The following is a 20,230-nucleotide window of genomic DNA, read 5'->3' on the forward strand; positions in this document are numbered from 1 at the left end:
CTGATGACCTATGCTGTGGGCATGCGGCTGAACCGCGGACTGGTTTTCATGTCGGACACGCGCACGAATGCAGGTGTCGACAACGTGTCCACCTTCAACAAGATGTTCAATTGGACCGTCGAAGGCGACCGTTCAATCACCTTGTTGACGGCTGGCAACTTGGCGACCACCCAAGCCACCATAAGCCTGCTGGAAGAACGTACAAAAGCACCGGAAGACCGGTCGCCGTCGATCCTTGAAGCGCCGACGATGTTTCAGGTCGCCCAATTGGTTGCGGCGACGCTGAACGACGTCATCGAGGGGCATTCCCGAGCGGGCCAACAGGCAGACAGCGCCTTTCACGCGACCCTGATCCTGGGGGGGCAGATCAAAGGCGGCCCGTCGCGCCTGTTTCTGATCTATCCCGAGGGCAATTTCATCGAGGCCGGTGAGGATACCCCGTTCTTTCAGATCGGTGAGACGAAGTACGGCCGCCCCATACTGGTACGTGCGTTTGATCCGGACATGAGCTTTTCCGAAACGGTAAAGCTGTTGCTGGTCAGTTTCGATTCAACGATCAAGGCCAATTTGTCCGTCGGTGCACCGCTTGATCTGCTGCTTTATGAGGAAGACAGCCTTACGGCCGGCACGCGTTCAAGGTTCGAGCCTGACGATCAGTACTTTCGGACCATATCCGAAGGGTGGGGCGATGCGCTGAAGGTCGCCCTGTCAAAGCTTCCGGCATACGAAGCCTGAGGAGCGAAATCTTGTGCTCCCGCAGGGCGCAGGTTTCAGGCTGCCAAACCCTCAGCAGCCATTTGACTCAGGGTCACTCAGATAGGCGATCATCTGGTCCAAGTCGCGGCGAATCCCGTGCAGGTCTTTGATCTTTTGATCCACATCGGCCAACTTGCTTTTTAGGTTCGCGATCACCTCGGGCCGCGGGATAGTGATTTCCGGGTCTTCCGGAAGGAAGCGCTTGATTTCCGACAGAGAAAAGCCAAGCGACTTGCTCATTGCGATGGTTTTGATACGGGAAATCATTGCGTCGGGATAGTCGCGATAACCGTTCTCTAGGCGCTCGGGCGGTGGGATCAGGCCGTGTTTTTCGTAGAACCGAATGCTTGACGCTGACACGCCCGTGGCTTCTGCCAATTTTCCGATCTTCATGCCCTTGACCTTCAACCATTATCGAAGGTTTATATCACCTGGGATCGAGAAGAAAAGGATCCCAAGATGACTGTTTCACCGCTGTTCGAACCGCTCACATTGCCAAACGGGGCGGTTCTCAGAAACCGTCTGGCAAAAGCTGCAATGGAAGAAAGCCTGGCGGCTTTCGGGCAGGTGCCAGACGAGAAAATTCACCGGCTTTATCGCCGCTGGGCTGCGGGCGGCGCGGGCTTGTTGATTACTGGAAATGTAATGGTCTCGGCTGATGCGCTGTCCGGCCCCGCCAGCGTGGTTCTGGAAGACGGAACTGATCTTGCGCCTTTCCGGGAATGGGCCGAGGCAGGGCAGATGCGCGGCGGAGCAATCTGGATGCAGATCAATCATCCCGGTCGTCAGGTCCTGGCGAGCCTGGGCGAAGAAACGGTGTCGGCCTCCGACGTTCCGGTCGAGATCCCCGGTATGTCCAAAAACTTCAACCCGCCGCGGGCCCTGACCGAGGCCGAAATTCAAGACCTGATTTCCCGTTTTGCTCGAACAGCTGCGTTGGCCGAAGAAGCAGGATTTGACGGCGTTCAGATACATGCCGCCCACGGCTATCTTATCAGCCAGTTTCTATCGCCCTTGACCAATCGCCGTACCGACCATTGGGGCGGCTCTTTGGAGAATAGGGTGCGTTTCCTGTTTGAGGTCGTGCGCGCGATCCGGGCCAGCGTGTCCAAGGGTTTCACCGTTTCGGTGAAGCTGAACTCGGCTGATTTTCAGAAAGGTGGATTTGGGCAGGATGATGCCAAATGGGTGGTCAACCAACTTGGCGGTATGGCTATTGATCTGGTCGAATTGTCCGGCGGTTCCTATGAGAGTCCGGCCATGCAGGGCAGGCAGGAGGATGGCACCAGCACGGCCCGGCGCGAAGCCTATTTTGTAGACTTTGCGCGGGACATCGCTGCTGACGCGAAAATGCCGATCATGGTGACCGGCGGCATTCGCTCTCGGGCTGTTGCCGAGGATGCATTGGCCAACAAAAGGGGCGGGATTGGCGTCTCGGTTCTGGGGGTGGCCCGTGCTATGGCGTTTGAACCTGATCTTGTCGAAAACTGGCGGAATGGCAAATCAGAGTCGGTCAATATCCCGGAAGTGTCTTGGAAAAACAGAAGGCTGGCGGGGTTCGCCTCGATGGTGCTGGCGTATTTCCAGCTTGAACGACTGGCAAATGGCAGGCCACCGAAGGTACCGCACTCGGCGTTTTTTGCGCTGATGCGAAATCAGATGCGGGCGAAGCGATGGACGAAACGATACCGTTCTTGGCGCGATGCCCGAGCATAATGTGGTCTGGGACGCCTAAAGCAAGGAGCCAAAGGCGTTTGTGCGGGTGATCACCGTGTGGCGGCACCTTTGACGCTCGGCTTCCGGCGCCGACCGCAGGTGTTTCTTCCGTTGCCGCCAGAGTTGGAAATGGGCGCAACCTTACACAGGTTGCGCCCGAATTTTTGCCTGCTCGCCGCTTTTAACCAAGCAACCCTGGCAGGGTCAGCGAGATTGCGGGCACAAAGGTGATCAGCATCAGAGCGACCAGAATTGCCAGGTAAAAGGGCCATATCGTCCGAACCGCCTTTTCCATCGGCAGTTTGCCAACGGCGCAGCCGACAAACAGGCAGGAGCCAACCGGAGGGGTGCACAGTCCCAGGCCCAGATTTACCAGCAAAATCATTCCGAACTGCAGGGGATCAATACCAAGGCTGTTGGCAACCGGCAGGAAGATCGGCGTGCAGATCAGGATCAGGGCAGCCATGTCCATGATCATACCCAGAAGCAACAAGACCGCATTGATCATCAGTAGGATAAGGATCGGGTTTTCCGTCAGGCCTGTCAGCAGATCCACCGTTTTATCCGGCACTCTGTAGAACGTCAGCATGTAGGCAAAGGCTCCCGCGCAGGCGATCAGGATCATGACCATGGCCGTCGTACGTACGGCCGACGCAACCGCGATGCAGAACTTGTCCCAGGTGATGCTCCGGTAGACCACGAGCGTGACGACAAAGGCATAGATGGCGCCGAACGCCCCGGATTCGGTGACCGTGAAGATGCCTGACAGGACACCTCCGACGATGATCACGGCAGTCAGCAGCCCGGGGATCGCGCTGAGAAAGCTGATGACCAGAGCCTTCCAGCCCGGAAAGGTTTCGGCCTGATACCCTCGGCGCACCGCAACAAGATACGCGGCGACGGCAAGGCAGAGGCACATCAACACGCCCGGAACTACACCCGCGAGGAAAAGCTTCGAGATCGAAATGCCCCCCCCCGCTGCAATGGCGAAGATAATCATGTTGTGACTGGGCGGGATGATGATCCCTGCGATCGACGACGTGACCGTCACATTGACCGCATAGTCCGCGTCGTAGCCTTTCTCCTTCATCACGGGAACAAGAATTGAGCCGAGAGCAGATATGTCGGCGATGGCCGATCCGGAAATTCCACCAAACAACATCGACGAAAACACATTCACGATGCCCAGGCCCCCACGAACGGCGCCGACTGCGGCTGACGCGAACCGCACTAGACGCATGGCGATCCCGCCGTGGAACATCAGTTCGCCGGCGAAGATGAAGAACGGGATTGCCATCAACGAGAAAACGTTAATGCCCGAGATGATCCGCTGGAACCCGATCATCAGCGGCAAACCTTCGAACCAGAACGCCGAGATGGCGGCAATGCCCAAGGCGAAGGCCACGGGTGTTCCGATCAGTACACACAGGGCGAAGACGCCAAGCAAAAGAAGAATTCCCATGATCCGCCTCTATTCGATGCTGTCTTTTCGCTCGTCAAAACCGACGCAGAGGCGGATCAGGTGACCAACGGAAAACACAAGGATAAGGCCCCCGCCAATGGTCAGGGGCAATGACCGCAAGCCTTCTGGAACCTGGATCAAGGGGATGAGCGACCCCCATTTGAACATCGTAAGCCGCGCCCCGAACACCAGCATCAGAGCACCGAATCCGGCCATGATCACATCCGTGCAAACGACTAGAGCCGTCCTGACTCGCTGCGGAACGGCCGAGCGCACTAGGGACACGGACAAATGCGTGTTGTCGTGCACACCGACCGCCGCGCCGATGAACGCGATTGTCATGACCAGCAACAGGGCGACCTGCTCGACCCACGTTGGCGTTGCGTTCAGGACGTAGCGGCCGAAGACGAGCCAGCCGAATATCACGGTGACCACGACCAGCGCGACACCGGTCACGATCCGACATGCATCGGCGATGCGGTCGAGGATCTTGACCATAGTGCGCACTGAGGGCGGGGGCGGAGATGTATTGCTCATAAGCCTGAAACTCTTGACCAGATGTCCGGCCCCGCATTGGCAGGGCCGGACGGTATCAGATCCGATACGGTCCGATCACTCGGTCGCCTGGATGGTTTCAACCAACGGGCGGAGGTCAGGGTTGGTTGCGAAATAGGCTTCGTAGACCGGGGCCATCGCGGCCTGGAACGGCGCTTTGTCGGCCACTTCGTTCACTACCACACCCGCAGCCTCGACCGCCGCGCGGCTGGCCGCTTCACGCTCGGCCCACAATTGCCGCTGCAACTCGGCGGACTCTTGCGCCGCCTCTCTGACTGCGGCCTGCAGTTCGGGCGACAAGGCGTTGAATTTGTCGGTGTTGACGCACACGCATTCAGGGATGATCAGGTGCTGGGACAGCGAGTAATAGCCGGCAACCTCGAAATGGCCGGTCGACTCGTAGGACGGCCAGTTGTTCTCGGCGCCATCGACGACCCCGGTCTTCAGGGCCTGATAAACCTCGGCGAAGGCCATGGGCGAGGGGTTGCCGCCAAGTTCGGCAATCATGCCGGTGAACAGATCGTTGTTCATGACCCGCACTTTCATGCCCTGGACATCGGCCGGGGTATTGATCGGCTTGGTCCCGTTGTAGAAGGATCGGGCGCCGGCGTCATACCAGGCAAGCGGGGTCAATCCCTTGGCTGCCATACCGGCCGCGATCGCGGCACCGCCCTCGCTGTCCAGAACGCGGAACATGTGTGGGACGTCCTTGAAGATGAAGGGCAATGAAACGACATTTGCCTCGGCGACAATCGGGCCAATCGGACCCAGGTTGAAATTTCCGACCTCCAAGGCGCCAGCGCGGACCTGTTCGACCGCATCGGGCTGGCTGCCCAATGTGCCGCCGTGGAACATTTGCAGGTTGATTTCACCGCCGGTCTTTTCGGTGACCAGTTCGGCGAATTTGTCCATCGCGACAGTATTCGGGTAGCCGTCTGCGTGGATGTTCCACCCGCGCCAATCCTCGGCCAAAGATGCGCTGCCGGTCATGACGACCATGGCTGCGGCGCCGATCAGTGTTTTTGTAAGTTTGGTGTTCATGCTTTCCTCCCTAGAAGCAGACAGATGTTTTTGGTGATCGGTCGGAGCCGGCTATGAAAAGAGCAGGCCTCCGTTGATGTCGATGTTCGCGCCCGTAATGAAAGCGGCGGCGTCCGAGGCCAGAAACGCGACCAGGTTTGCCACATCCTCGGACGTGCCTTCGCGTTTCAGCGGTGTGGCGCTGGCCACGTTGGTGCGGACTTCGGTCTTGGTGAAGACATTGTGGAAGTCTGTGTCGATCATGCCCGGGCAAACCGAATTGATCCGGATCTCGGGCCCCAGTTCCTTGGCCAGCCCACGTGTCATCGTCATGACCGCCCCCTTCGAGGCCGCATAGGCAACCGCGCCGGGACCACCCCCGTCACGACCCGCCTGACTGGCGAACCCGACGATCGCGCCGCCTTTTTTCATGTGCGGCAACACCGACTGAACGGCGCGGGCAAAAGAAGTGGTGTTCAGGTCCATAACGTAACGCCAATGGTCCATGTCCATCTCAGACAGGGTCTTTCGGGCCACCAACCCTCCGGTCACATGGACAAGAATGTCGATCCGGGGCCCGAAGGCGGCAATCGTTTCTGAGACCAGCCTGTCCACATCCGCGCCTGACGTCATGTCGCCCTGTACGGCAATCGCCTGACCGCCGGCAGCCGTAATCTCCTGGACCGCAGACTCTGCACCCGTGGATGAGCTGTGATAGTTGATTGCGACCGATGCTCCGGCCTCGGCCAGTTTCAGAACGCAGGCACGGCCGATGTCCCGTCCGCCGCCGGTCACGATCGCAACCTTCCCTGCAAGGTCCCGGTTCAGGCCAATCTGTTTGGCGTTCAATTCGGTCATTCTCTTGTCCCTTTGGATCCCCGGTCAGCCTGCCGCGCGCCCGTTCCGATCTTTGAGTTCGGACGGGCAAGAAGCAGTATTGCGTATTTTAGTCGACTAGTATACTAGTATTGTCAACAACTTTGTTTGGGGATCACAAAAGGCATCGCACGGTGCGTGCCAAATCAATTGGCTGGAGATACATTGAGGAGTATCGAGAGAGGGGCCTCGAGCCTCAGAAGATCACCCGAGTTGGTCACGCGCAGAAAAAGGCAGGAAATGCAAAGTATTACGGACAAGATCGAGCGGCGCACAACCACCGACATCGTTTATGAGAGCCTGTACGAGGCGATCGTTTCGCTTGAAATCCTGCCGGGGACGAAACTGTCCGAAGCCGACATCGCAAAAAAATTTGAGGTGTCCAGACAGCCCGTCCGCGATGCTTTCAACAGGCTCGAGGCGCAGGATTTGCTGCTGATCCGGCCTCAGAAAGCCACCCGGGTCCGTAGCTTTTCGATGGAACGGATCGGTCATGCACGCTTTGTTCGCCTGGCCGTCGAGTTGGAGGTGGTGCGCGCTGCATGCCAGGTCTGGAAGCCCGAATACTCGAAGCTGCTGGAAGACAATCTCAGGCGGCAGAAAGACGTGGTTTCAAGGAGCGACGCCGAAGAGTTCCATCAACTCGACTACGACTTTCACCGGTTGATTTGCGAGCTGAGCGGCAACCCGCTGGCCTTCGACACGATCCAGGAATGCAAAAGAAAGATCGACCGCCTGTGTGTTCTGAGCCTAGGGCGCGAGAGCGAGGCCGAGACTCTGGTTCGGGATCATGTGGCGCTGGCCAAGGCGCTTGCAGACCGCGACGAGGCGCTGGCAAGCGAAACCATTCGCCGTCATCTGGGCCGTATCGACAAGACCATCGAGGAGGTTTACGCGAAACATGCCGAGTATTTCGAGTGAAATGAACGCCGCCACCTGACCGAGGACACTGCATCATGACAAAAAGCTATCCGATTGTGTCGCCCGCGCCGGGCGTCTCGCGCCAGGTTTTGGCAGATCACGAAGACCTCATGATGGTGTCCTTCCGCTTTGAGAAAGGTGCCGAAGGCGCACTGCACGACCACCCGCATGTGCAGTCGACATTTGTGCGGTCCGGGCGGTTCAATTTCGTCATCGGAGATCAGGAGCGAGAGCTGGGGCCCGGTGACAGCCTGATCATTCCGTCCGGCGTAAGCCATGGTTGTGTTTGCCTGGCGGCCGGAGAGTTGATCGATTGTTTCACGCCCAGGCGGGACGACTTTCTGTAAGGCGCTTTCCGCGAGCGCCCTTGCTTCGGGCTGCGATTTTCTTGAAGCCTTGCGGCTGGTTAATCTGTTTTTTGGCGAGACGGGCGGGGCAGGGGGCATATCATTGCGCCGGAAATCGGATCAACCGACAGCGGCCCCGCAGCTTGGGCTAGGAATTGCGGTCCTCGCGTGCTGATCCAATGCCAAGGATCAGGTCAGCACATCGTTCGCCCAGCATCATGGCGGGTGCGTTTGTGTTGCCGGCGTTGATATCCGGCACGGCGGACATGTCGCACACCCGCAAGCTCTCGATCCCACGCACGCGCATTCTGGCGTCCAGCACGGCCATACCGTCGCCGTCCTGGCCCATTTTGGCGGTGCCCGCCGGGTGATAGTTGGTTTTCACGAACCGTTTGCAGTGTGCTCGCAGCGTCTGGTCGTCGTCCGCTGTAGGAATCACGATTTCGCGGATCCTTTGCGCAAGCGGGCCCGAAGTGAATGCCCGGCGAAAGAAACGCTGCCCCCGGATCATCTCCTGCATGTCGTCTTCATGCTTAAGAAGGTTCGGCGAAACCACCGGCATGGCGTCGGGGTCTGCCGAGCGAAGCCGAACCTCACCGCGTGATTTCGGTTTGACCACGACGGTCGTGACGGTCAGGCCAAAGTCATCCTGCACCTCGTCCAGCGCGTCGCGATCCAGATAGACGATGGGAACGCAAAAGGCCTGAATGGTCGGTTCTCCAGCAGGGTTCGACGGATTGACGAACGCGCCGGCTTCTACCCCGGCCGACGTCACCGGGCCGCTGCCGAACAGCTTGAACTGGATGCCGTTGCGCAGCATCCGCCAGCCCTCACCTTGTTTGAAATATCCGTAAGGGCCGTTGGCAAAGGCGGTGATCGGAACTTCGGGGTGGTCGATCAGGTTTTGGCCGACCCCGGGCAATGGGCAGACCACGGCAATATCGTGTTCGGCAAGATGTTCATCCGGTCCGATACCCGACAGCATTAGAATTTTCGGCGTGACCAGGGCGCCAGCGGCAAGCACAACCTCACCATCACATCGGACGGTGTGGGACCCGCGTTTGTCTCGATACTGCACGCCGACGGCCCGATCGTTTTCGATGATGACTTTGCTGACTTTTGCGCCCAACCGGATGGTCAAATTCGGGTTCGCCTCAAGTGGAGCGAGGAAAGCGTAAGCTGACGAGCTGCGCTTTCCGGCGCGATTGGTGAACTGATAGAACCCGACGCCGCGCTGCGTTGCGCCGTTGAAGTCCGTGTTGAATGGTTCGCCAAGGGCCTGCACCGACTGAACGAACCAACGGGACATGTCGTCGATATGCCCCGGATCCGAGACCTGCACCGGACCGTCGCTGCCATGCAGGTCGTTGTGCAGCCTGTTGTTGCCTTCCATCCTGCGGAAATAAGGCAGCACATCATCCCATCCCCAGCCGACCCCGTCGTTGGTCTGTCTCAGCAGGTCGTTCCATGCGTCATAGTCGGAAGGCCGACCGCGCATATAGACCTGCGCATTCACCGACGACCCGCCGCCCAGCACGTTGGCCTGCGGAATGTCATGCACGCGGCCGTCCAGGTGGTCCTGCGGTTCGGTCTGGTGGTAGGTCATGAACTTGGACCCGTTGATCATCTTGAAGATACCCGGCGGCATGTCCAGCAGCGGATGGCGATGCGAATGCCCCGCCTCCAGCACCAGAACCCTGCACTTGCCTTTGTTGACCAGCCGCGCTGCTGCCGCGGCGCCGGCCGAGCCGCCGCCGATGACGATGTGATCGAAGGTTTCCGTCATGATTTCGCCTTCAGGTCCGGCGTTTGGGCTCGCTGATCGAGTCGCGCTCGACCAGTTCGCATTCCAGCTTCACGAGTGGATGCCGCTGACCGTCCGTCGGTCCATGGAACAGCTGTTCGACGACCCAGCGTCCCATCGCCCGGGTGGGAAGGATCATCGACGTCAGGGGCGGCGACAGGTGCCGCGCGGTTTCGTCATCGTCAAATCCGATGACTGAAATGTCCTCGGGGATGGACAGGCCAAGTTCCTTGAGAGCCTCATAGCAGCCGATGGCCATGCGGTCATTCTGGCAGAAAATGGCGGTTGGCGGAGAGGGCAGGTCCATCAATTCGCGCGTGGCGGCGTAGCCTGCGCTGGGCAGCCAGTTGCCCTCGATGACCAAATCCTCGTCAAATGGAATGTCGGCGGAAGCCAGGGCGTTTCTGTACCCGGTCGTACGCCCGGCGGCGCATTCCATGAACGGCTCGCCGGTGATGGTGGCAATTCGTTTGTGCCCGGCCTTGATCAGGGCGTTGGTCGCCGTATGTCCGGCAGCGACTTCGCCGGGGATCACCGCAGGAAAAGAGAGGTCGTCGCAGAAGCAGTTCAACAGCAGAACCGGGGTGGCCGTCTGCCTGAGGATATCCGGCACGACCACCCGCCGCGTAAAAACGGTCGCGTAGATGATGCCTGCAACCTGTTGGTCGAGGAAATACCTCAGCGTTCTGGGCTCGACCTCGGGGTCGTTTTGTGTTTCGGCCAGCAACACAAGGTTTCCGGTGTCCCGAACGGCCTGTTTCACCCCGTTGAACGCGTTCACCATCTCGGGGCTCGACGCCAGATCATCCACGACGAAAGCTATGGTTCCGTCCAGCGCCGCGGGCCGGCGCGCGCTGTCCTGGGGTTTCCTGAGTTGAGAGGGCATGGCGTATCCAAGCGTGTTGGCGGCATCCAGGACCCGTTGCTTGGTATCCTCGGAGATCTTGACGGAATCATTCTTGTTGAGAACCAGCGATACTGTCGTCTGCGAACACCCGGCGACGCGCGCAATGTCGTGCATCGTCACGCGCTGCCGGCCCGCGACTCGTCCTACACCCCTGTGCTGCCCGGCTTTGTTCGCTTGATCGTTCATCGCTCAACCTTTTTGTTCGCATCCTTTTTATCGACTATGCGGAGGGTGCGCAACTAATATTAGTAAGTGATAATTAATATTAGTGTTGACGAAATAATATTATTAGTGTTTTGATCGGCGGTGCGGTCGCCATTGTGGTCTGGCCGAGCAAGTGCGGGAGGCGAAATTGCGGTCTGTAGTGGGGGAGTTGGGTCAAGTCGTTCGCCATTCGATGTTCATCGATGGCCGCTTTGCCGACTTTGACGCGGACGCGGTCGATGTCGAAAACCCTGCAAATGAAGAGATCGTAGCACAGGTTCCAGATGGTGGTGCCATGCATGCCGATGCGGCGGTCGAGGCGGCCCGCAGGGCTTTTGGCGCGTGGTCTGCGCGCCCGGCGATCGAGCGGGCGCAAATGGTCCGAAAGCTCGCCGAGGCCATCCGGGTCGACGCCGCGCGTCTGGCTGCTTTGATCACAGCCGAGCAGGGCAAGCCGATCTCGCAGGCCCGAGGTGAAGTGGATGCCGCCGCTACCTTTCTTTGCCATGCAGCTGAAGAGGCCCGGCGGATTTCGGGTGACATAGTGGCCTCGGACAACAGGTCCGAAGAAATCCAGATTCGGCGCCATCCCTATGGGGTTGTCGTTGCGCTGACGGCCTGGAACTATCCCTTGGCATTGGCGGCCAGGAAAATCGGGCCAGCGCTGGTCGCGGGCAACACCGTTGTTTTGTTGGGACATGAAATCACGCCGCTTTCCGGTCTTGCGGTTGCCGAGCTTGCGGACAAGGTAGGGTTTCCGCCCGGTGTTCTGAGTGTTCTGACGGGGAGAGGGCCGGTGGTTGGGCAGCGGTTGGTCGAACACCCCGATACGTCGCTGATCACGATGACCGGCAGCACGCGCGCCGGGAAAGAGATTTTTCGCACAGCGGCCGACCGGATCAAGGTTGTCCGGCTCGAGCTTGGGGGCAAGGCTCCGTTCATCGTGATGGAGGATGCGGATGTTGACGCCGCCGTTTCGGCCGCCATTGCCGCCCGGTTTGCCAATTGCGGCCAGATCTGCACCTGCAACGAGCGTATGTATCTGCATCGCGGCATTGCAGATCAATTCTTGGAAAAATTCGTGTCAGAAGCCCGCGCTTTGTCGATCGGGGATCCGATGGAGGACTGCGACCTGGGGCCCAAAGTCAGCAAGGTCGAAGTGACCAAGGTCGCCGAAATCATCCAACGCAGCATCGCAGAGGGTGCCACGGTGCATCTCGAAGGTGGGCCTTTGACGGACGGCGCGCACGGCAAAGGGCACTGGATGTCCCCGACCGTTCTTGAGGTCTCCGACAACGGCAATGCCGCGATGCAGGAGGAGGTCTTTGGTCCCGTGGCGACAGCCATGCGAGTCGATGATTTTGATCAGGCGATAGCCTTGGCGAATGACACGTCATTCGGGCTGTCCGCCTATCTCTTTACGGCATCGCACCGCCGATTGATGGAGGCCCCGAGCCGTTTGAAGTTCGGCGAACTGTACCTGAACCGTTCGAACGGCGAAGCCGTGCAGGGGTTTCACACAGGTTGGGGGCTGTCCGGGGTTGGGGGCGAAGACGGCGCCTATGGCTTCGATGGCTATCTGAGGAAACAGACGACTTACATGAATTGGGCATGACCTGAAAACTCGCGGTCAAAACGGAGGCGACCGCACCAATGGAGGAGGAATAACCATGAAACGAAGAACTCTTTTGATCTCGACGGTTGTCGCAGGTGCGCTGTTGGGCACCACGGCGATGGCACAGGATCTGCCGCCGCTTGAGCAGAAAGATCGCTACAAGGTCGGCTTTGCGCAGATGGAGTCGAACAATCCCTGGCGCATTGCCGAGACGAAATCGTTCCATGACACGGCAGAGGCCTGCGGCTGGGATCTTATCGCGACGGATGCGGCCGGATCTGCGGCCAAGCAGGTTGCGGATGTGGACAGCATGATCGCGCAAGGCATCGACGTCCTGTTCCTGCCCCCGCGGGAAGAAAAGCCGCTGATCCCGGCCGTTATGAAGGCTCGTGCCGCCGGCATTCCGACCTTTCTGGTGGACCGTTCGGTTGATCCAGCCGTCGCCAAGCCGGGCGAACATTTCGTGGCATTTCTTGGATCGGACTTCATTGATCAGGGCAACCGGGCCGCGCAATGGCTGATGGAGAATTTCGAGGGCGACAAAGGCATCATCGTCCAGTTGGAAGGCACGACAGGGTCCTCGCCTGCAAATGACCGCAAAAAGGGCTTCGACGACGCGATTGCAGCGGATGACCGTTTTGAGATCGTGGCCTCTCAGACCGGGGACTTTGCACGCGACCTGGGTCGTCAGGTGATGGAAACCCTGCTGCAGGCGCATCCCGACGTGAACGTGGTCTACGCCCACAATGACGAGATGGCGATCGGCGCGATCCAGGCTCTGGAGCTGGCCGGCCGCAAACCCGGCGAGGACGTGACCATCGTTTCAATCGACGGGACACGCGATGCGCTACAAGCCATCATCGACGGCAAGATGGGCGTCACGGTCGAAAGCTCGCCTTTCTTCGGCCCTCTGGCCTGTGAAGTCATGAAGAAATACGCGGCTGGCGAGACGATCCCGGAATGGGTGAAAGTCGAAGATCGCATCTTTACCAAGGACAACGCGGCCGATCACATCGACGAAGCCTATTGATTCTCCCTGGTAGGTGGTGCTGGCCTTTGGTCGGTGCCGCCTGCAAGCAATCGGAGGAAGACATGTCATGAATGCGCTTGTCTCGATGTCGGGAATTGAAAAGTCCTTTGCCGGCGTACCGGCACTCAGCCAGGCCAGCCTGGAGATCGCACCGGGCGAGGTTCATGCGCTGATCGGTCAGAACGGTGCCGGCAAATCGACGATGATCAAGGTCCTGACCGGAGTTTACGACCGGGATGCCGGCGACGTGCATCTGGCGGGTGTGCCGAGCCGCATCTCCACTCCGCGCGAAGCGCAGGAATCCGGAATTGCCACGATCTATCAAGAGCTCAACCTGGTGCCGCTGCGGTCAGTGACCGAGAACATCATCATGGGGTACGAGCCCAAACGTCTTGGCTTTCTGGTCGACTGGCGCGAAGGCAACAGGCGCGCACGCGAGGTTCTTGCGCGCTTTGGCATAGATATCGACGTGACCGAGCCGCTGGGAAATTTCTCGACGGCGATCCAGCAATTGGTTGCGATTGCGCGGGCTGTGTCATTGGACGCAAAGCTGGTCATCATGGACGAACCCACCTCGTCATTGGATGCCAGCGAGGTCGAGGTTCTGTTCGGTGTGGTGCGCGAGTTAAAGAAACAGGGCGTTTCCGTCCTGTATGTCTCGCATTTTCTCGATGAGCTGTTCCAGATCTGCGACCGGGTCACAACGATGCGAGACGGCTGCACAGTCAGCACGCGCAACGTGCAGGACACGACCAAACTGGAAATGATCGCGGACATGCTGGGCCGCAACAAGGACGAGATCGCGGCAGACGGGCTCACGGACTTCGCCGGCGCTAAGGCCAAGAAAGGCGATATCGTTTTGCGGGCTGTCTCTGTCTCGACAGGCCCGCGACTGACGCATTTCGACCTCACGCTCCACCGCGGGGAGATCGTTGGGCTGGGCGGGCTTCTGGGCTCTGGCCGGACAGAGGCTGCGCGCGCGTTGTTCGGTGTGGACGGGGCCCGCAGCGGCGCAATCGGGCTGCACGGTGCGGTCGGGCAACCGTCCGGACCGGGTGACGCGATCGCAAACGGGGTCGGCTTTCTGACCGAAGATCGCAAGGCCGAAGGGATCATTCCTGACATGTCCGTGCGCGAGAACATGACGCTGGCCCTGCTGCCGAAACTGGCCAGCCGTGGTCAGATCGACTTTGCCCGCGAGCGCGAGATCGTTCAGGCCTTCATCGACGACCTGGGCATCAAGGCGGCGCATATGGACCAACCCATTCGCGAGTTGTCCGGCGGCAACCAGCAGAAGGTGCTTCTTGCCCGTTGGCTGGCGACACAGCCCGACATCCTGATACTCGACGAGCCGACCCGAGGCGTGGATGTCGGCGCCAAGCGAGAGATCCAATCTTTCATTCGGTCTTATGTCGAAAAGGGGTTCGGCGTTGTCCTCATCAGTTCGGAATTCGAAGAACTGGTGGAAGGCGCTGACCGCATCGTGGTCATGCACGAGGGGCGCTCGGTCAAGGAACTGACCAACCCCGGGATTACCGAGAATATACTGGTGCGCGCGCTTGCGCATCATGAAGAAGGAACTGGTTCATGGACCGCGCAATGAAGTTGCCGCAACGGGTCGCATCGATGCCCTTTCGCTTTCATGGCGGCATCGCCGCGTTGGTCGCCCTGCTGGTGTTCAATGCGTTTTTCACCCCAAATTTCCTGCAGCTGCAGACCCTGTTCGTGAATATCAGTCAGGTTGCCACGATCGCCATCGTGGCCATGGGCATGACGCTGGTCATCGCCACGGGTGGGATCGATCTGTCGGTTGGCGCGGTCATGGCTTTGGCCGGGGCGCTGGCTCCACTGATCTTTCTGTCGGATCTGGGCGCCGCCAATCCGATGCTTGGCGTCACTTTGGCCATTGTCCTGCCGCTGCTCGTCGCGGGTTTATGCGGGGTATTCAACGGCGTGATGGTTGCTGTGTTGAACGTGCAGCCCATCGTTGCGACGCTCATTCTCTTCATCTCTGGTCGGGGTATTGCCCAAGTCTTGACGAACGGGAACCTGCAGACATTTTCCAACCCTTCATTCAGTTATCTTGGAACCGGCAAGGTGCTTGGCTTGCCGTTCCAGGGGTGGCTGGCGCTGGCGATTGCCTGTGTGCTGTTTTGGGTGATCACCAGAACCACTTGGGGCCGCTACCTGCTGGCGATCGGCGGCAATGAACGTGCGGCCTATCTGGCGGGTGGTCCCGTCCGGCGGGTCAAGATCGGGGCCTATGTCATCTGCGCGGTGCTTGCAGGCCTGGCCGGTCTGATCGTGGTTGCGATCAACTCGGCCTCGGACGCCGCGCGCAACGGCAATCTGATGGAGCTTGATGCCATCGCGGCCGCTGTCGTTGGCGGGGCTCTTTTACAAGGCGGACGGGCGCCGATCTTTGGTGCCATACTGGGCGCCGTGATCATCCAGCTGGTCAAATATACATTGCTGGCCAACGGGGTAGAGGACGAAGTTGCACTGATCGCCAAAGCCGTCATCATAATCCTGGCCGTTTGGGTCCAGCAGTTCCGGAGGGCTTGATCGATGTTGGATGAAACGGCTTTTGACCTGCGAAAGTACCTTCGGCGCAATTCGGCCTCGGTGACGGTGTGGATCGCACTGCTGGCTTTGATTCTGTTCGGGCTGATGCGCTATGACAACTTTGGCAGCGCCTACAACTTCTCGTCTTTCCTGAACTACAACGCGATGTTCATCGCGATTGCGCTGGGCATGTGCTTCGTGATCATGACCGGCGGGATTGATCTGTCGGTTGGATCCGTGGCGGCCTTTACGTCGGTCGTTGCGGCTTATCTCAGCCCATACGGGATTCAGGTTGCCCTGCCGGGGGCCGTGCTTGCCGGGATTGGTTTCGGAGCGATCAACGCCTTTTGCATCATCGTCCTTCGCATCCCGCCTTTCATCGCCACACTGGCGACCATGCTTGCCGCAAAAGGCGGCGCATTGGTGATTTCGGGCGCCCAGACAATTTCGGTTGATTGGGGGTCGAACTTTACCAAGCTTGGCATGGGGCAGGCGTTTGGTCTGTTTCCATGGGCAATAGTCATAGTGGCCGGACTGATGCTGGTACTGTGGCTGGTGCTGGAAAGAACAACCATCGGGCGGACCGTCTTGGCGATCGGTGGCAGCGAGGATGCCTCGAACCTCATGGGTCTGAAGGTGAATCGTGCCAAGGCTTTCGTCTACCTGCTTTCGGGCGGCTGCGCAGGGCTGGCTGGCGTCTTTCTGGCCTCGGGTTTTGGAGCCGGACAACCCCTTGAGGGCATCGGATGGGAATTGTCGGCCATCGCGTCCGTTGTTGTGGGCGGCACCTTGTTGACAGGTGGGATGGGTTCGATCCCTGCGACCGTGGCCGGAGCGCTTTTGCTGGGTCTGGTGTTCAACGTTCTGAACTTTGAAAACGGTCAGGGGACCATCAGTTTCAGCGCCTATTGGCAGATGGTCATACGTGGAGGCTTTCTTTTTGCGGTCATCCTTTTACAGTCTCGGGTTATTGCCAGGCAGCAGAAGGTCTTGGGTTCGTGAATCGCATAGAAAGTGTTTCAGCGCGGCTGTTCAACGTCCCGCTCGCCGAAGTCCTGGTCGATGCCAAACATGGGGATCACACGTTCTTTCAATTGATCACCGTTACCATTCAAACGTCGGATGGGGTCGAGGGGGTTGGGTATACCTATACCGGTGGCAAGGGCGGCCACGCCATCTTGGCGATGATCCAGCATGATCTAGCGCCGTTCCTGGTTGGACAAGACGCCGAACAGATCGAAAGCCTGTACGATGCCATGCAGTGGCATGTCCACTACGTCGCACGGGGCGGGATCGCATCGTTCGCCATCTCGGCCGTGGATATTGCCCTTTGGGACATTCGTGGCAGAAGGCAGAATGCACCGCTGTGGCAAATGGCCGGCGGAGCGTCCAAACGGTGCAAGGCCTACGCCGGCGGGATCGACCTGAATTTCTCGTTGGAGAAACTGCTGCGGCAGACCGAAGGCTACCTTGCGCGTGGGTTCAACGCGGTCAAGATCAAGGTTGGGCAACCGGATCTGGCCGACGATTTTGCACGTGCCCGGGCAGTGCGCGAGATGCTGGGGCCGGACCGGTTCTTCATGGTCGACGCGAATTACTCCATGAGCGTCGAGCAGGCCATCGTGGCAGCCCGAGGGTTCGCCGACTGCGATATCCTGTGGTTCGAGGAACCGACTATTCCAGACGACTACAAAGGCTATGGCCGAATTGCCGAAGCCACGGGCGTTCCCCTTGCCATGGGTGAAAACCTGCACACGATTCACGAATTCGAGTACGCCTTCGATGATGCGAAGCTGAGTTTCATCCAGCCCGATGCCTCAAACTGTGGCGGGATCACCGGCTGGTTGCGCGTAGCCGCGCTGAGCGCCCAGCACGGCATTCCGGTTTGTAGCCATGGCATGCAGGAGCTGCACGTCAGCCTTGTTTCTGCGCAACCCAATGCGGGTTGGCTGGAAGTACACTCATTCCCGATAGACCAGTACACGACCCGTCCGCTGGTCGTGGAAGACTGCCTGGCCGTGGCCCCGGATACGCCGGGGACCGGAGTGGAATTCGACTGGGACAAACTGAATGCGGAACACAGGGAGATGCATACATGACGACCCAGACGATCTCTGCGGCGTATTACAGGGGCAACAAGAGCTTTGCCGTGGAACAGGCCCAGGCGACGGCACCGGGCCCCGGCGAGGCCGCCATTCGCGTTGCCTATTGCGGGATTTGCGGGACGGATATGCACGTCTACCACGGCAACATGGATGCCCGTGTCGGTCTGAACCGGGTAATCGGGCACGAGATGTCCGGTGTCGTAGAAGCGGTGGGCGCGGGCGTCGATACTGTAAAACCCGGCCAGAAGGTCGTGGTCCGACCGCTTGATCACTGCGGCGAATGCCCGGCCTGCAAACGGGGGCATCAGCATATCTGCCAGAACCTCAAGTTTCTCGGCCTCGATACCGATGGTGCCATGCAAGAGATCTGGACCGTTCCGGCCCACACCTTGCACGTTCTACCGGATGACTTGCGCATGGATCACGCGGCGCTGATCGAGCCGGTCGCCGTTGCTTGCCACGATGTGCGGCTGTCTGGACTGCAACCTGGCGAGGACGTCGTCGTCATCGGCGGTGGCCCGATCGGCATCCTGGTTGCCATGGTTGCGCGGGACGCGGGCGGAAACGTCGTGATTTCCGAAGTGAATCCGAACCGTCTGGCGATCGCAGAAAGACTTGGCTTTGATACGATCAACCCAACCGAGACCGATCTGGTGTCCACAATCAACGCGCGCACGGGCGACAAAGGGGCGGATGTGGTTTTCGAGGTATCGGGAACGCAGCCCGGTGTTGATGCGATGACCGCCGTTGCCGCGACGCGGGCCCGGATCGTGATGGTCGCGATTCATGCTCAAAAGCCCCAGATCGACCTGTTCCAATTCTTCTGGCGAGAGCTGCAACTGATCGGTGCTCGGGTCTATGAGCCGGAGGATTACGATAAGGCGATCGCAGTTGTCGCCTCGGGCGGAGTGGACGCGGATGTCGTGATCACTGATGTCAGCCCTCTGGCAGACATTCAGGCCGCGTTCGAAGCACTGGATCGCAGCCCAACCGCAATGAAAAGCCTGATCGAAGTAGGACCGCGTTCATGAGTGTTTTGCAAAGTTTCGACCTGACGGGGAAAACGGCCCTTGTGACCGGGTGCAAACGCGGCATCGGGCGCGGTATGGCCGAGGCATTGGCATCGGCCGGAGCTGATATCATCGGAGTGTCGGCCTCGCTTGAACTGTCCGGGTCAGAGGTCGAAAAAGCCGTCACGGCGATGGGGCGCAGTTTCCGGGCTTACCAATGCGACTTCTCGGACCGCTCCGCGTTGCATGGGTTCATTGATCAGTTGAGGGCCGACGGACAAACTCCTGATATCCTTGTCAACAATGCCGGTACGATCAAACGCAAACCTGCTGCCGAACACCCGGACGACTGGTGGGACGAAGTGATTGAGGTCAACCTGTCCTCGCAGTTTGTTCTGTCCCGCGAGATCGGCAAGGACATGCTGGCGCGCGGCTCGGGGAAGATCATCTTCACCGCATCGCTGCTGACGTTTCAGGGCGGCATCACCGTTCCCGGATATGCGGCCTCGAAAGGTGGTATCGGACAGCTGACGAAGGCCCTGGCCAATGAGTGGGCCGGGCAGGGTGTGAACGTGAATGCAATCGCCCCCGGCTACATCGCGACCGACAACACCCAAGCCCTGCAGGACGATCCGGTTCGGTCGAAGTCGATCCTGGAACGAACACCCCAGGGCCGTTGGGGTACGCCAGGTGATTTTGCTGGACCTGTAGTCTTTCTGGCTTCTGCAGCGTCGGACTACGTCAACGGTGAAATCCTTGTTGTCGACGGGGGCTGGATGGGGCGGTAGCACCGTCAACGCTCCATGTGACCCAAGGCCTCAAGTCCCGATGTAGTGAACCTTCAATCGCCGCGTCTTTTGTGCCTCGCGATGTTCGAACAGGTACAGGCTTTGAACGCGGCCCAGCGGAAGCTGTCCCTGTTCGACCGGTATCGACACCTGCGTTTGCGTCAACAGCGCCCGCAGATGCGATGGCGCGTTGTCGTCTTCGCTCGGGCGGTGGTGATACTTGCCTGGTGATTTGGGGGCCAGTTCTTCGAAGAACGTCTCGATATCCTTGACCACCTCGGGATCTGCATTGGCCTGTACCAACAGCGCGGCACCTGTGTGGACGCACCAAACGGTCAGCAGGCCCGAGACAAACTCATGTTCGGAAACCGCACGCTGAACCACCCCGCTGATGTCGGTCAGGGATTTGCCGGGCGTTTCAATGGACAATTCAAAAAACTCTTGCTTCATCCATCAGATCCTTTCCTTGATTTTGCGGGAGTGTGCCCAGCTTTCCGCGCCCCATTCGGCATTCAACTTGGAGGCTTAAGTATCTGATTTGTAACACTC

Annotated in this window: 20 protein-coding genes; 12 read left to right on the plus strand and 8 right to left on the minus strand. The window is 59.2% G+C overall.

The features are described 5' to 3' along the window. Positions 1-3 precede the first annotated feature (3 nt). Positions 4-735: a proteasome-type protease gene (locus tag ACR3EK_RS05400; protein WP_170339269.1), complete on the plus strand. Its 732-nt coding sequence runs from the start codon at positions 4-6 to the stop codon at positions 733-735. A gap of 51 nt (positions 736-786) precedes the next feature. Here ACR3EK_RS05400 and ACR3EK_RS05405 read toward each other — a convergent pair whose 3' ends face one another. Then, complete coding sequence (locus ACR3EK_RS05405) at positions 787-1,164, minus strand: MerR family transcriptional regulator (RefSeq protein ID WP_170363770.1); 378 nt, start codon at positions 1,162-1,164, stop codon at positions 787-789. A 51-nt stretch (positions 1,165-1,215) separates the two neighbouring features. Between ACR3EK_RS05405 and ACR3EK_RS05410 the strand changes: the two genes are divergently transcribed. Beyond that, entirely contained in the window at positions 1,216-2,472 is a 1,257-nt protein-coding gene (locus tag ACR3EK_RS05410; protein ID WP_480632866.1) for an NADH:flavin oxidoreductase/NADH oxidase family protein, read from the plus strand. Between the two features lie 181 nt (positions 2,473-2,653). Here the strand turns inward: ACR3EK_RS05410 and ACR3EK_RS05415 are convergent, their stop codons facing one another. The 4 genes from ACR3EK_RS05415 to ACR3EK_RS05430 form a co-directional block, all read right to left on the minus strand. Next, a complete protein-coding gene (locus ACR3EK_RS05415; RefSeq protein WP_170339264.1) occupies positions 2,654-3,934 on the minus strand; it encodes a TRAP transporter large permease in 1,281 nt (426 codons plus the stop codon). Positions 3,935-3,943: 9 nt separating this feature from the next. After that, positions 3,944-4,432, minus strand: a complete 489-nt coding sequence (locus ACR3EK_RS05420; protein ID WP_480632867.1) for a TRAP transporter small permease — start codon at positions 4,430-4,432, stop codon at positions 3,944-3,946. Between the two features lie 114 nt (positions 4,433-4,546). Then, positions 4,547-5,530: a TRAP transporter substrate-binding protein gene (locus ACR3EK_RS05425; RefSeq protein ID WP_093961689.1), complete on the minus strand. Its 984-nt coding sequence runs from the start codon at positions 5,528-5,530 to the stop codon at positions 4,547-4,549. A 51-nt stretch (positions 5,531-5,581) separates the two neighbouring features. Beyond that, positions 5,582-6,367, minus strand: a complete 786-nt coding sequence (locus ACR3EK_RS05430) for an SDR family NAD(P)-dependent oxidoreductase (RefSeq protein WP_480632868.1) — start codon at positions 6,365-6,367, stop codon at positions 5,582-5,584. Between the two features lie 258 nt (positions 6,368-6,625). On the opposite strand from ACR3EK_RS05430, the gene ACR3EK_RS05435 reads away from it, so the two are divergent. Together ACR3EK_RS05435 and ACR3EK_RS05440 are read left to right on the plus strand one after the other, a co-directional pair. After that, complete coding sequence (locus ACR3EK_RS05435; protein WP_480632869.1) at positions 6,626-7,306, plus strand: GntR family transcriptional regulator; 681 nt, start codon at positions 6,626-6,628, stop codon at positions 7,304-7,306. A 35-nt stretch (positions 7,307-7,341) separates the two neighbouring features. Further along, a complete protein-coding gene (locus ACR3EK_RS05440) occupies positions 7,342-7,653 on the plus strand; it encodes a cupin domain-containing protein (RefSeq protein WP_170339254.1) in 312 nt (103 codons plus the stop codon). 148 nt (positions 7,654-7,801) lie between these two features. Here ACR3EK_RS05440 and ACR3EK_RS05445 read toward each other — a convergent pair whose 3' ends face one another. After that, positions 7,802-9,439, minus strand: a complete 1,638-nt coding sequence (locus ACR3EK_RS05445; protein ID WP_480632870.1) for a GMC family oxidoreductase — start codon at positions 9,437-9,439, stop codon at positions 7,802-7,804. A gap of 10 nt (positions 9,440-9,449) precedes the next feature. Further along, positions 9,450-10,550 (minus strand): LacI family DNA-binding transcriptional regulator, encoded by a 1,101-nt coding sequence (locus ACR3EK_RS05450; RefSeq protein WP_244952396.1) that lies wholly within the window; start codon positions 10,548-10,550, stop codon positions 9,450-9,452. A 211-nt stretch (positions 10,551-10,761) separates the two neighbouring features. On the opposite strand from ACR3EK_RS05450, the gene ACR3EK_RS05455 reads away from it, so the two are divergent. The 8 genes from ACR3EK_RS05455 (at position 10,762) to ACR3EK_RS05490 (ending at position 19,681) form a co-directional block, all read left to right on the plus strand. Beyond that, the gene (locus ACR3EK_RS05455; RefSeq protein ID WP_480632871.1) at positions 10,762-12,183 is read left to right on the plus strand and encodes an aldehyde dehydrogenase family protein; all 1,422 of its coding nucleotides are present in this window, start codon (positions 10,762-10,764) and stop codon (positions 12,181-12,183) included. Positions 12,184-12,238: 55 nt separating this feature from the next. Continuing rightward, the gene (locus ACR3EK_RS05460) at positions 12,239-13,213 is read left to right on the plus strand and encodes an ABC transporter substrate-binding protein (protein ID WP_093961695.1); all 975 of its coding nucleotides are present in this window, start codon (positions 12,239-12,241) and stop codon (positions 13,211-13,213) included. Positions 13,214-13,280: 67 nt separating this feature from the next. Continuing rightward, positions 13,281-14,816, plus strand: a complete 1,536-nt coding sequence (locus ACR3EK_RS05465; protein WP_480632872.1) for a sugar ABC transporter ATP-binding protein — start codon at positions 13,281-13,283, stop codon at positions 14,814-14,816. Continuing rightward, a complete protein-coding gene (locus ACR3EK_RS05470) occupies positions 14,801-15,778 on the plus strand; it encodes an ABC transporter permease (protein ID WP_170339851.1) in 978 nt (325 codons plus the stop codon). The genes ACR3EK_RS05465 and ACR3EK_RS05470 overlap by 16 nt, the downstream gene beginning before the upstream one ends. A 3-nt stretch (positions 15,779-15,781) precedes the next feature. Then, entirely contained in the window at positions 15,782-16,780 is a 999-nt protein-coding gene (locus ACR3EK_RS05475; RefSeq protein WP_170419410.1) for an ABC transporter permease, read from the plus strand. Next, on the plus strand, positions 16,777-17,877 hold the full coding sequence (locus ACR3EK_RS05480) for a mandelate racemase/muconate lactonizing enzyme family protein (protein ID WP_170419408.1): 1,101 nt from the start codon (positions 16,777-16,779) through the stop codon (positions 17,875-17,877). Before ACR3EK_RS05475 ends, ACR3EK_RS05480 begins: the two co-directional genes overlap by 4 nt. Next, complete coding sequence (locus tag ACR3EK_RS05485; RefSeq protein ID WP_480632873.1) at positions 17,874-18,914, plus strand: zinc-dependent alcohol dehydrogenase; 1,041 nt, start codon at positions 17,874-17,876, stop codon at positions 18,912-18,914. The genes ACR3EK_RS05480 and ACR3EK_RS05485 overlap by 4 nt, the downstream gene beginning before the upstream one ends. Then, positions 18,911-19,681, plus strand: coding sequence for an SDR family oxidoreductase (locus ACR3EK_RS05490; RefSeq protein WP_093961700.1), 771 nt, complete (start codon positions 18,911-18,913; stop codon positions 19,679-19,681). The genes ACR3EK_RS05485 and ACR3EK_RS05490 overlap by 4 nt, the downstream gene beginning before the upstream one ends. A 30-nt stretch (positions 19,682-19,711) precedes the next feature. Here the strand turns inward: ACR3EK_RS05490 and ACR3EK_RS05495 are convergent, their stop codons facing one another. Then, positions 19,712-20,131, minus strand: a complete 420-nt coding sequence (locus ACR3EK_RS05495; RefSeq protein ID WP_170461745.1) for a secondary thiamine-phosphate synthase enzyme YjbQ — start codon at positions 20,129-20,131, stop codon at positions 19,712-19,714. Positions 20,132-20,230 lie beyond the last annotated feature (99 nt).

The organism is Ruegeria sp. BC8 (genome assembly GCF_056535705.1).

Coding starts and splice junctions, on each gene's coding strand:
- ACR3EK_RS05470 (WP_170339851.1), top strand. CDS start 14,801: ATGGACCGCGCAATGAAGTTGCCGCAACGGGTCGCATCGATGCCCTTT.
- ACR3EK_RS05460 (WP_093961695.1), top strand. CDS start 12,239: ATGAAACGAAGAACTCTTTTGATCTCGACGGTTGTCGCAGGTGCGCTG.
- ACR3EK_RS05435 (WP_480632869.1), top strand. CDS start 6,626: ATGCAAAGTATTACGGACAAGATCGAGCGGCGCACAACCACCGACATC.
- ACR3EK_RS05485 (WP_480632873.1), top strand. CDS start 17,874: ATGACGACCCAGACGATCTCTGCGGCGTATTACAGGGGCAACAAGAGC.
- ACR3EK_RS05465 (WP_480632872.1), top strand. CDS start 13,281: ATGAATGCGCTTGTCTCGATGTCGGGAATTGAAAAGTCCTTTGCCGGC.
- ACR3EK_RS05420 (WP_480632867.1), bottom strand. CDS start 4,432: ATGGTCAAGATCCTCGACCGCATCGCCGATGCATGTCGGATCGTGACC.
- ACR3EK_RS05450 (WP_244952396.1), bottom strand. CDS start 10,550: ATGAACGATCAAGCGAACAAAGCCGGGCAGCACAGGGGTGTAGGACGA.
- ACR3EK_RS05490 (WP_093961700.1), top strand. CDS start 18,911: ATGAGTGTTTTGCAAAGTTTCGACCTGACGGGGAAAACGGCCCTTGTG.
- ACR3EK_RS05440 (WP_170339254.1), top strand. CDS start 7,342: ATGACAAAAAGCTATCCGATTGTGTCGCCCGCGCCGGGCGTCTCGCGC.
- ACR3EK_RS05430 (WP_480632868.1), bottom strand. CDS start 6,367: ATGACCGAATTGAACGCCAAACAGATTGGCCTGAACCGGGACCTTGCA.
- ACR3EK_RS05415 (WP_170339264.1), bottom strand. CDS start 3,934: ATGGGAATTCTTCTTTTGCTTGGCGTCTTCGCCCTGTGTGTACTGATC.
- ACR3EK_RS05495 (WP_170461745.1), bottom strand. CDS start 20,131: ATGAAGCAAGAGTTTTTTGAATTGTCCATTGAAACGCCCGGCAAATCC.
- ACR3EK_RS05455 (WP_480632871.1), top strand. CDS start 10,762: ATGTTCATCGATGGCCGCTTTGCCGACTTTGACGCGGACGCGGTCGAT.
- ACR3EK_RS05425 (WP_093961689.1), bottom strand. CDS start 5,530: ATGAACACCAAACTTACAAAAACACTGATCGGCGCCGCAGCCATGGTC.
- ACR3EK_RS05445 (WP_480632870.1), bottom strand. CDS start 9,439: ATGACGGAAACCTTCGATCACATCGTCATCGGCGGCGGCTCGGCCGGC.
- ACR3EK_RS05410 (WP_480632866.1), top strand. CDS start 1,216: ATGACTGTTTCACCGCTGTTCGAACCGCTCACATTGCCAAACGGGGCG.
- ACR3EK_RS05475 (WP_170419410.1), top strand. CDS start 15,782: ATGTTGGATGAAACGGCTTTTGACCTGCGAAAGTACCTTCGGCGCAAT.
- ACR3EK_RS05400 (WP_170339269.1), top strand. CDS start 4: ATGACCTATGCTGTGGGCATGCGGCTGAACCGCGGACTGGTTTTCATG.